Annotated in this window: 6 protein-coding genes; 4 read left to right on the top strand and 2 right to left on the bottom strand. The window is 48.6% G+C overall.

The window, feature by feature from the left end; translation table 11 throughout:
- Positions 1-103 precede the first annotated feature (103 nt).
- Entirely contained in the window at positions 104-373 is a 270-nt protein-coding gene (locus QUB68_RS19810; protein ID WP_332995655.1) for a YciI family protein, read from the bottom strand.
- Positions 374-532: 159 nt separating this feature from the next.
- Here QUB68_RS19810 and QUB68_RS19805 point away from each other — a divergent pair, with 159 nt between their 5' ends.
- Positions 533-1102, top strand: coding sequence for a Uma2 family endonuclease (locus QUB68_RS19805; RefSeq protein ID WP_332995653.1), 570 nt, complete (start codon positions 533-535; stop codon positions 1100-1102).
- A 254-nt stretch (positions 1103-1356) separates the two neighbouring features.
- Here QUB68_RS19805 and pheT read toward each other — a convergent pair whose 3' ends face one another.
- Positions 1357-3828, bottom strand: a complete 2472-nt coding sequence (gene pheT, locus QUB68_RS19800) for a phenylalanine--tRNA ligase subunit beta (RefSeq protein WP_332995651.1) — start codon at positions 3826-3828, stop codon at positions 1357-1359.
- Positions 3829-4364: 536 nt separating this feature from the next.
- On the opposite strand from pheT, the gene QUB68_RS19795 reads away from it, so the two are divergent.
- The 3 genes from QUB68_RS19795 to QUB68_RS19785 all read left to right on the top strand — a co-directional run bounded on the left by QUB68_RS19795 (position 4365) and on the right by QUB68_RS19785 (position 11152).
- On the top strand, positions 4365-5996 hold the full coding sequence (locus tag QUB68_RS19795; RefSeq protein ID WP_332995650.1) for a serine/threonine-protein kinase: 1632 nt from the start codon (positions 4365-4367) through the stop codon (positions 5994-5996).
- A 194-nt stretch (positions 5997-6190) separates the two neighbouring features.
- A complete protein-coding gene (locus tag QUB68_RS19790) occupies positions 6191-9307 on the top strand; it encodes a sensor histidine kinase (protein ID WP_332995649.1) in 3117 nt (1038 codons plus the stop codon).
- 36 nt (positions 9308-9343) lie between these two features.
- Positions 9344-11152, top strand: a complete 1809-nt coding sequence (locus tag QUB68_RS19785; RefSeq protein WP_332995647.1) for a sensor histidine kinase — start codon at positions 9344-9346, stop codon at positions 11150-11152.
- The last annotated feature ends 26 nt before the right edge of the window (positions 11153-11178 follow it).

Below are 11178 nucleotides of genomic sequence, written 5' to 3'. Positions count from 1 at the left end.
GATAATTTATGCAATTGGGCTATGATAGCAGATATTGATTTATTAGTCAAATAAATTTATTTCTGCACTAACTTATGAAATAATTCCGAAGTTCTATAGAGGTTCAAAAAGCTTGAATCCACTCTTTCACTTCGTATTCAGTCCAAACCTGATTTACCCAATAAGGATCGGTTTCAACTAATTGTCGCACAGCCGCCTCATCTTCTGCTTCGTAAATTGCAAAAACTTTGGTTAAGTCTTTGGTTGGGCCGATGGTAATCAATACTCCTGATTCTTTTTGTTTGGCAAGTCCGGCTAGGTGCGCGTCTCGAAATGGTGCGCGTTTTTCGAGAACGTCTTGGCAGTAATTTCCCCACATTACATATTTGGTCACGGTTTTGAGCCTTGGATGAATTTCTTTTAAATTTATTGTACAATAAATGTAGCAGGATTTGACGATTTTTTTTAGGATAAGATTGATTAACCGCAGAGGGCGCAGAGGGCGCAGAGGGAGAGGGGAAGAGTTAGGATTGTTAGATAGGAGGAGACAACTATGACTTTATTAGATATTCGGCTGTTGACGGTTCAAGAATATGACCTGATGACAGAAATTGGTATTCTTGATGAAGATGAACGGGTAGAATTATTGGCAGGGCAGATAGTAAAGATGGCAGCAAAAGGAACAGCCCACGGTGCCGCGATTACGCGCACGAGGATATTACTGGAAAACAGTTTAGTACAGCAGGTTTTGGTGCGGCTGCAAGACCCAGTTCGGATGAATAATTACTCGCAACCTGAGCCGGATATTTCTGTAGTTATACCAGATCCACTTTACTATGAAGACCACCATCCAACGCCATCGGAAATTTATCTAATTATTGAAGTTGCGGATACTACGCTGAGAACAGATTGCGGCATAAAAGCGAAAATTTATGCTGAGTCGGGGATTGATGATTATTGGGTTTTGGATGTGAATAATAGGCAACTTCATGTTTTTCGAGAACCGAGTCAGGATGGTTATCAAAGTCGGGTGATTCTGGCGGATGATGCGAGTATTTCTCTTTTGCGATTTCCTGATTGCTATTTTTTGGTGTCGGAGATGTTGCGGCCTTTAAATTATTGATTTTTTCAGTGAATCTAGGACTCGCTTCGCCGCAGAAACCGGGTTTCTATGAATATATTCGTTTGCTGGCGGGAAATGTTGGAAGAAACCCGGTTTCTCAATCTTTGCCGCAAATCTAGGACTCGCTTCGCCGCAGAAACCGGGTTTCTATGAATATATTGGTTTGGTGGCGGGAAATGTTGGAAGAAACCCGGTTTCTAAGTCTTTGCGTGTAAGTCGAGAGAGGGCGGGCACTCTTGACACCGCCCCTACGGTTAGCTTCTGAGGCTGACTCCGAATTTTTCAACTAGGATGTCGCGGACTTTTTGTTGGGCTGGTTCGACATCGCTTTCGCTGAGTGTCCGATCGCCCGATCGATAAATCAACCGAAATGCTAAACTACGTTGTCCCGCCGGCACGTTGTCACCACGGTATTCATCGAACAATTCCACCGAATCTAGCAAGCTACCGCCCGCCTTTTTCATCGCGCCAGCCATCTCAACCACCGGAACTTCAACCGGTGCGAAAAATGCAATGTCTCTGTCAGAAGCAGGGAAACTGGAATAAGCTGCAAATTTGCGAGTCGAATTTGTAGATCGCCCTAATTCATCCAACAGCACCGCTAAATCTAATTGAAACACATAAACCTGTTCCGGTAAACCCTTTTCCTGCTGCAATTGCGGGTGTAACTGTCCGAAGATTCCCAACCGTTTCTTTTCCCCCTTTTCTAAGGGGGGGTAGGGGGGGATCGATAACGCGGCTGTGCGGCCCGGATGCAGGCGCGGATTAGACGAATCCCCCGCATATTCCACAGCCAAACCCAACTGCTGAAACACACTTTCTAAGACACCTTTCGCCTCAAACCAAGTCAAAGGTCGATCGCGCCCACCTTGCTGCCATTTCCACACAGTCGGGTCGCCTCCAATAATCCCCGCTACGGCATCTGCTTCTTTCTTGGCATCCCCATCTTTCCAGAAAATGCGTCCGACCTCAAAACCGTTAAGCGCGCCGTTTCCTTGCTCCAAATTGTACTGGAAAGCATCAATCAAACCCGACAGCATTTCTGTCCGCAACGCCGAATACTCGACAAACAGCGGATTTGCCAGCACAACTTGATTCTCTCCTTCGGTTTTCACTAAAGAATAGTGCATTAATTCTGTCAAACCGGCCGCCCGAAAAGCCGATCGCACATTCCGTATTTGCGCGTATTCTGGAGATAGATAACCAGGTTCTGTTTCGCTGGGTAAAGTATCGCAGAAGTTGTCGTAACCGTGGAGTCTCGCGACTTCTTCAATTAAGTCTATTTCCCTTTCTAAATCCCGGTAGCGGTAAGGAGGAATTGCGATCGCAAAAACTCGTTCTTTTTCCGTCGCAGTCACTTCGCAGCCCAGGGCTGTGAGGATATTTTTTACCTCTGCCGGTTCCAGATATGCCGAACCTCCGGTTTCTCCTCTTTTCAACTGTCCTAACACCAAGTTTACTCGATCGAGACGCAATTCGAGCGATCGCGAAAAACTCAAATCTTCCCCCGAACTCGCGGTTTTCTGCACCGTTGCAGCGCCTCCAGCCAGCTCCAAAATTAGGGCGACAGCGCGATCGCAAGCCGTCGTCAAGGCCGCCTGATTCACCCCTCGTTCGTAGCGGATCGAAGCCTCGCTCCGCAGGCCTTGAGCGCGGGCAGAACGGCGAATCGTTGCCTGGTCAAAAATCGCAGCTTCCAAGACTAAATTTTCGGTGCCTTCGTGAACTTCCGTATCTTCGCCACCCATTACCCCAGCTAAGGCTACGGGTTTGTCGCTAGCAGTAATTAACAGGTTTTGTGCTTGCAGATTGCGGTTTTGTCCGTCCAAGGTTTTGAAGGATTCCCCTGGTTTGGCAAAGCGCACGCCGATGCTGATGTCAGAAGTGCCGGTGAAGGATTGCAGGCGATCGCGATCGAAAGCGTGCAGCGGTTGTCCCCATTCGAGTAAAATGTAATTAGTGACATCAACCACATTACTAATCGGCCGCACTCCCGCCGCCTGCAACCGCTGCTGCAACCAAGCTGGAGACGGTGCAATTTTCACTCCTGAAATTTCCGTACAGATGTAAATCGGGCATCCTTGTGGCTCCGATATTTCTACTGCTAAATTAACACTTGCTTCCCCTGCAATCGCCACATTATTAGCTTCAGGAATTCTCAAACTTGCGCCAGTCAGCGCCGCCACTTCCCGGGCTACGCCCACCATGCTCAAAGCATCTGCACGGTTGGCAGTTGCTGTCAAGTCTAAAATCACGTCGTCTAAACCCAAAAGCGGGCGAATATCGCTGCCCAATTCTGGATTTTCTAACTCGAAAATGTGAATTCCTGCTGACTCTTTAGATAATCCCAATTCTGCCAGAGAGCAAATCATTCCTTCAGAAGGAACGCCGCGCAATTTAGCAGGTTTAATCTTTAAATCAATCGTCGATAAAAAAGTGCCGACAACGGCGACGGGCACGTAAATATCTGCCCTGGCGTTGGGGGCGCCGCACACAATATTCAAAGCTTCTGATTTGCCGACATCCACTTGACAAACTCTCAATTTGTCGGCGTTGGGATGCTGTTCGCAGGCGACTATTTTGCCCAATACTACGCCGTCGGCCCACGGGCGGCGGTCTTCGATTTCTTCGACTTCAAATCCGGCCATTGTCAGGGTTTCGGCTAATTCTTCCGGGGATATTGCCACATCCACCAATTCCCGCAGCCAGTTTAGAGAAATACGCATAATTTTGTCAGTAGTTAGTTTTCAGTGCTCGGTAGCTATTCGTCATTGGTCTGCGCTGGCCGGCTTCGACTGTACAGTCTCAGAATTTATTCCAGAAAGCTTTTCATACCACATCAGTTGAATTTTGTCAAGACGATTGTGATACACATAAGCAAAAACGAGCGATCGCCTCAAAGGTCGATGGCTGCTGGGGGATGAGTAACATTCTCAATCTGAGAATGAGGTATGCTAGAGACATCTAACAGCGCAAAAAGTACCTAAGTTTAGAAAGACTTTACACAAAAAAGGGCAACTTTAGCAAGTCTTTAAACTATCTTCAAGGATAATCTACCGAAAAAACTCACAGCAGCGAGATAATCAAAAGAGGGAAAAGATATCGACTTAAAAGACTTAGGTGCAATTCCAATTCGCACGCCGCAGCACGGCCCCCCAGCAACTGATAGATAAGTATTTCTAGCAGAAGCGGGAACAGGGGATTTGTGCAGTCGAGCGCTCGCCAGAGCAAAATCAGAAAAACATAGGCAAACTCAATCAACATGAGCTACTGCGTAAATCCGGGCTGTCCCCATCCTCAAAATCCTCCTGACTCTATTCTCCAGTGTCAGACTTGTGGCGCGCGGCTATTGCTGCGCGCTCGCTACCAAGTCATTGAACCTTTAGGACAAGGAGGTTTTGGAGCTACATTTCTGGCAAAAGACATCTCTTTGCCCGGTCAACCGAGTTGCGTGGTCAAGCAACTGCGACCCAGTAGTTCGTCGCCGCGAGTTTTAGAAATGGCGCGGGAATTATTCAAGCGAGAGGCGAAAACCCTCGGCCAACTCGGCGACCACCCGCAAGTACCGAGGCTGTTAGACTATTTTGAAACTGAGCAGCAATTTTACTTGGTTCAAGAGTATGTAAAAGGCTCGACTTTGAAACAAGAAGTCAAGCAATCAGGGCGTTTCAACGAATCAGACGTTAAAAATTTTCTATTAGAAATTCTGCCAGTAGTGCAATACATCCACAGCCAAGGAGTAATTCACAGAGACATTAAGCCAGCAAATATTATTCGCCGAGTTCAAGACAATCACTTGGTTCTGATTGACTTCGGAGCGGTAAAAGACCAAGTTAGCCAAACAATATTATTAGACCCGGCTGACCAAAGCGCCAACACGAAATTTTCAGTCGGCACGTTTAGTTTTGCTCCCCCAGAACAAATGGCGCTGCGGCCGATATTTGCCAGCGACATCTATGCCTTGGGCATGACTTGCTTGTATTTGCTGACAGCAAAGTCTCCCAAGGATTTAGATTTTGATGCCGTAACGGGCGAAATTGTTTGGCAGCCCCACGTTCAGTTGAGTCCAAATTTTGGGCGGATTCTCAATAAAATGCTCAAGCCGATCGTCAGTCACCGCTTTCAATCGGCAGCAGATGTCGTCAAAGCTGTGAATGGCGAATTTGAAGACGCAGACCTTTGCGACGGCTTGGCAACTCAATTCAACGGCTTTAGTCATAAAGTTGAAGAACCGACGATATTTAACGGTGATGCTACTTCCTGGCCTTCGCCCCAGACTAACACCGGTCAAGATTTGCGATCGAAGCAAAGCCGCACCGGTAGAAGTTCATTCACCCAATCGGGAAACACGGGAATGCAGCCCAGAGTTGCCCGCAGTCTGGCAGAGTCTGGCAGAACTTTCGGAACTGCCGCATTTTCCAATGGCAATTTAGCAGCGACAAAGGTCACAAAAGCTGTGATTAAGTGGGACAGCAACAGTTTGCGGGCGGCATATTTTAAAGGTAAACGCGATTTTGCGGATTGCGAACTTTCGGGTTTGCAACTGCAAAAAGCGCTGTTGGCGGGGGGGAATTTTTATCAGGCTAGGTTGGTGAAGGCAAATTTGCAAGCAGCGGATTTGTCGGGGGCGAATCTCGGCCACGCGAGGTTAATTAAGGCGAATTTGCGATCGGCAAATTTGACAGAAGCTTATTGCAGCACTGCTAATTTTGAAGGCGCAGATTTCCGAGGTGCTGACTTGACGGGCGCTTATTTGAGCAAGGCGAATTTGCGGGGCGCGAATTTGTGCGGCGCGAATCTGACTGACGCTACAGTTAGCGACGAACAACTCGCTACCGCGAAGACAAATTGGCTGACTACCAAGCCCGATGGTAAGCGGGGTTTTGGATTCTAAGAAGTCAGTTGTCAGTTGTCAGTTGTTAGTTGTCAGTTGTTAGTTGTCAGTTGTCAGTTGTCAGTTGTCAGTTGTCAGTTGTCCGAGGGAAGAACAAAAATGCTCCCACTCTCCCACTCCCCCACTCCCCCAGTCAGGTGATTCCTCAGGAGGAAGTTCGATCGCCCCTGCTCCACCTAAATTAAAAAATAGCAATGGAGGATTCGATCGCACAAACAATGAAACTGCTCAACCGCCACACTCGACCTCTTCTGCACGCCGGCATCCTGGCCCTGGCCTACTTTGTTACCGGAAAACTTGCAGCGTCCATAGTGGGACTGGTGAAAGCCGAAGCCTCGCCCGTGTGGCCGCCCGCCGGCATTGCTCTGGCGGCATTGCTGCTGCAAGGGCGGCGGATGTGGCCCTTCATAGCCCTCGGTTCCGTGCTGTTAAACTCTACCGCAGGTATACCCTCGGCCGTCATTGTCACCTCGGCTTTTAGCGTCACCCTGCAAGCGCTGGCTGGGGAGGCTGCGCTCAGTCGGAGCGGATTTTCTACTAAGCTCGATCGACTGCGAGATGTTCTGGGTTTGGTGGTGGGCGCTGCGATCGGGTCTACTTTCCTCGGTTCTACCCTCGGCAACTTGGGCGCGTGCATTTTTGGTTGGGCTCCGTGGAGCAATTTCTCTCGTAACTGGTGGACTGCGTGGCTCGGAGACGGCATGGGAATCTTGATTGTGACCCCTGTCCTGCTGACTTTCAACCACGCCGTTGAAAGTTGTAAATTTCCCAGAAAACTTAAACTTAAACCCCGAATTGTTTCAATTTTTAGCGCCGTTTTTAACTGGGAAAAGTACCAATTACCAATGGCAAATTACCAATTATCAACTACTAATTGGCGGCGCACATCTAATCTGCGATTTTTAATTTCTAATTATTTAGAAATAGTGCTCTGGCTGACTCTCTTCCTCAGCGTTAGCTGGCTGGTTTTTTGCTCGAAAATACAGGCGGCGAGCGCTCTGTATCCGCTGGAGTATTTGCCTTTTCCTCTGATAGTTTGGGCCGCCCTGCGGTTTCGCCAACCAGGAGCGATTTTTGCTTATTCGATCGTCTCTTGTATCGCGATTTGGGGAACGGTGCAGGGCGGCGGCCCGTTTTTGGCTAAAAGCGATACTCTCAGACAGGCGGTTTTATTTTTACAAGCTTTTATCGGTACGATCGCCCTTGTAGCCCTGATGTTGGCTGCTGCTGTCGCTGAACGCGAGCAAGCCTTGGTAGAATTGCGCCGCACGACCGCCATGCTGCGCGACGCTCATGCTAGTTTAGCCAACGCTCAGCGCATCGCTCAGTTGGGCAATTGGGACTTACATTGCACGGCCATTGGGCCGACTGATAACTGTGAAGAATCCGCAGAACATCTTACACCCAAGATCGAATTGCAGTGGTCGGATGAGCTTTATCGCCTCTTGGGTTTGACTCCAGGAACTGTCAAACCGACACCAGAAGTGTTTTTGCAGGCGGTACATCCAGAAGACCGAGAATTGGTGGCGCGATCGCAATCTCAAGCGATGTTCGATCGCCAACCCTATTGCATTAACTACCGAATTGTGCTCAGCGACGGCTCCCTGCGAACAGTCTGCGAACAGTCGGCAATTAACTCCAACGTCATCGCCGGCACAGTCCAAGACGTTACCGAGCGCCACCGCGCGGAAGCTGCTTTGCGGGTGTCCTCTGATCGCGATCGCCTGCTCTCAGAAATGGCCCTGCGAATTCGCCAATCTCTCAACCTCGAAGCAATTCTCAACACTACTGTTGGCGAAGTCCGGCAATTTTTCAAGGCAGACCGCGCTTTCATCGGTATTATGGACGCGGGCGGGGCAAATCTTGCTAGCCCGGTGTACGGTAAAATTGTGGCTGAGTCTGTCGGTGCCCAATACCGTTCTCTTCTCGGGTGGGTGCTCGCTGACGAAAATTACCTCGAAAAGCAGAAAACTTTTTATGCTAACAACCGCGTCCGAGCTGTCTCCGATACTGCTACGGTGCAAGTCAACGATACAATTGCCCAATTATACAGCGACTATCAAATTCGGGCGACGTTAAATGTGCCGATCGTCCTGGGGGATGAATTGTTCGGGATCTTGGCAGTCAACCATTGCTCCGAGCCCCGCCAGTGGCAAGAATTTGAAATTGATTTGTTAGAAAAACTGGCTACCCAAGTCGCGATCGCCCTCCAACAAGCTCAACTTTTGCAGCAGGTAAAAGAGCTGAATGCTAACTTAGAATTTCAAGTGGAGGAACGCACTCGCCAACTACAGCAAAAAATGCACGAACTGCAAGAAAGCAACCGCCTCAAAGATTTATTTTTGCACGCAGTTTCTCACAACCTCCGCACTCCCGTGATGGGAATGTTAATCCTGCTGAAAAATTTGCTCAACAAATCGCCCTCTGAGTCTCTACAGGATGTGCCGGTTTCTCGATCGATTTTGCAGCGGATCGTTCAGGCCAGCGAACACCAGTTGACTATGATTAATTCCCTCCTCGACGCTCACGCCAGCGAGGTCAAAGGTATTGTTCTCAAGACCGAACCGCTGCACTTGCAGTCTTTGACTTCAGCAATTGTTGCCGATTTAGAACCGATGCTGGCAAAAAATCAAGCAACTTTGATTCAGGAAATCCCGGCGGATTTGCCGCCAGTCAATGCCGACAGCAAACACTTGCAGCGGGTGCTGGAAAATTTGCTAACCAATGCGATAAAACACAATCATCCGTTCGTCAATATCACTTTTAAAGCAGAGGTAATTGAAGTTGAAAAAGCGCTAATTTTTGAAGGAAATTCACAGGTTTTTACATCCCAAAATACTCTCGTAGCCCGCTGTATCCCTAACCTCCCCTCTGCTGCGGGCGTGAAGCGAAGCTATCCCGTAGGGAATCGCGCGGCGATGCTCGACACCGGTTGGGAATTGGCGGCGTTCGCTCACGACACCACCCAGAAAAATCAGGAAACCCGGGCCAAATTTCACCTCGACGGCAGTTGTCAACTGCCCCGCTATCAGGGTCGTATTGCCAATACGGGCAGCAAATTGCCCGGTGTCACCGTAAAAATGGTTCGCTGTACTGTAACAGACAATGGAGTGGGAATCAGCGCCAAACAGCGGGAATCTCTGTTTGAACTTTACGTTCAAGACCCCAATAGCCGACAATTAACAGGGCTGGGTTTGGGATTGTACCTCTCCAAGCAAATTATCAAAGCTCACGGCGGCTTCATCGGCGTCGAAAGCACTCCCGGAGGCGGCTCGACTTTTTGGTTTTCGCTACCTGCTGTCAACATCTAGGGGTAAGGTGCGCACTGCGCACCCGGAGAGTCAGTTATGAATTATATTGGCAATGCAAAATCAGTTCAGGCGTTAACGGTTTACGAGGTGTGGCGCGATCGCTTCCTTCGAGATCGGCTGCGCCCTGCTGTGCGAATTGCCATCTTTTTTGCCTTCACAATCATTGTCTATCTTCTGGGCGAAGCAATCTTCGCTCCCCGGGAGTTTAAAATTGTTTATTTGTACACGAGCGCTGCTGTAGAATTGGGTTTGCTGACTTGTTTGATGTTGCAAAAAACCTCGATCGGACAGCGCTATCCCGGTTTGCTATTTTTAGGTTTTTCGTGGTCGCTGACTGTCGTTGTACAGCTTGGCTTGGCCGCAGCAAAAGTTGGGGAATTACCAATTTTAACTTGGAGTTTAGCGTTTCTTACCCAAGCTACGCTGATCCCCGTCCGCTGGCGACTTCACCTGATTTCTCAACTCGGCGTTTTGTTCTGCCACGTCGGCATAAATTTAATTTTAAATCTGAGTCTTGCTAAGTATACTGCTTTTAGGCTGAGCGGGTTTTACTTGTATTTGTTTTGGTTTTGTTTGATCTGCGATTTGTCGGTTTATTGGTACGAATGTCTGCAACGGACAGAGTTTAGTACCAGGCGCGAATTGGAATCTGCTTATCAACAATTGGAGGTGGCGGAGGCGAAGTACCGCAGCATTTTTGAGAATGCCGGCGAGGGCATTTTTCAAAGCACTCCCGAGGGCCGCTACATTACTGCAAATCCAGCTTTGGCGCGGATTTACGGCTGCGATTCCCCGTCCGAGGTGACGGCAAAGTTTACTGATATTGAGCAGCAGTTGTATGTCGATCCGGTTCGCAGAAATGAGTTTTTGCGATCGATCGAGGAAAGCGGCACAGTGTCAGATTTTGAGTCGCAAATTTATCGCTCAGACGGCAGCATTGTCTGGATTTCCGAAAAAGCGCGGGCGGTTCGGGACAGCAGCGGTTCCGTGCTTTATTATGAGGGTTTGATTGAGGATATCACGCAGCGCAAACAGGCACAAGAATCGCTGCGGCTGTTTATTCACGCTCTTTCTCACGACTTGCGGAACCCGGTGGCGGGAATGTTAATGGTGTTGAAAAATTGGCAGACGAAAACCGGGGAATCGATCGCAATTCCCCGTTCTATTTTGGTGCGGATGATTCAAGGTAGCGAGCAGCAATTGCGATTGATCAATTCCCTGCTGGAAGTTCACGCCGGGGAATTGCGCGGTTTGATCCTGCACTGCGATCGGGTTGATTTGAGGGCAGTAGTTGAAGCTGCGGCGGCCGATTTGCAGCCTTTAATGAATGAGGCTCAAGCTACTTTTATAAATTTGGTGACCGATGATTTGCCAGCCGTGAATGCTGACACTACTCAGTTGTGGCGCGTGTTTTCTAATTTAATTGCTAATGCCTTGAAACACAATCTTCCCGGACTAAATTTAACGGTTTCCGCTCAAGTCATAAATGCGGAAAAATTAATGATAAATCAAAGGGAAGCGAAACAGGACATCGAGAAATTACCGATTACCAATTACCGATTACCAATTCCCAATTCCCAATTACCAATTACCAATTCCTCAACTAGCATGATTTGCTGTACCGTAGAAGACGACGGGGTGGGAATATTGTCGGAACAGTGCGAACATCTGTTTGACCTTTACGTTAGGGGTTATCAATCCCGACACTCCGTAGGTTTGGGTTTGGGCTTATACCTTTGTCGGCAAATTATTGAGGCTCACGGCGGGGAAATAGGGGTAATTAGCAGTCCCGGTGCTGGGGCAATTTTTTGGTTTACTTTGCCCTTGGCAGAATATAGCCGATGATTTTTCTGTATTTTTAACTACATTCG

It is taken from the genome of Microcoleus sp. A006_D1, from assembly GCF_036702805.1.
Lineage (GTDB): Bacteria > Cyanobacteriota > Cyanobacteriia > Cyanobacteriales > Microcoleaceae > Microcoleus.
Note: the sequence above shows the minus strand (reverse complement) of the source record. Positions and strands in the feature narration are given on the sequence as shown.

What these genes read in the sequence shown, in the direction of transcription:
- QUB68_RS19805 (WP_332995653.1), top strand. Translation starts at nt 533, where the DNA reads ATGACTTTATTAGATATTCGGCTGTTGACGGTTCAAGAATATGACCTG.
- pheT (WP_332995651.1), bottom strand. Translation starts at nt 3,828, where the DNA reads ATGCGTATTTCTCTAAACTGGCTGCGGGAATTGGTGGATGTGGCAATA.
- QUB68_RS19795 (WP_332995650.1), top strand. Translation starts at nt 4,365, where the DNA reads ATGAGCTACTGCGTAAATCCGGGCTGTCCCCATCCTCAAAATCCTCCT.
- QUB68_RS19790 (WP_332995649.1), top strand. Translation starts at nt 6,191, where the DNA reads ATGGAGGATTCGATCGCACAAACAATGAAACTGCTCAACCGCCACACT.
- QUB68_RS19785 (WP_332995647.1), top strand. Translation starts at nt 9,344, where the DNA reads ATGAATTATATTGGCAATGCAAAATCAGTTCAGGCGTTAACGGTTTAC.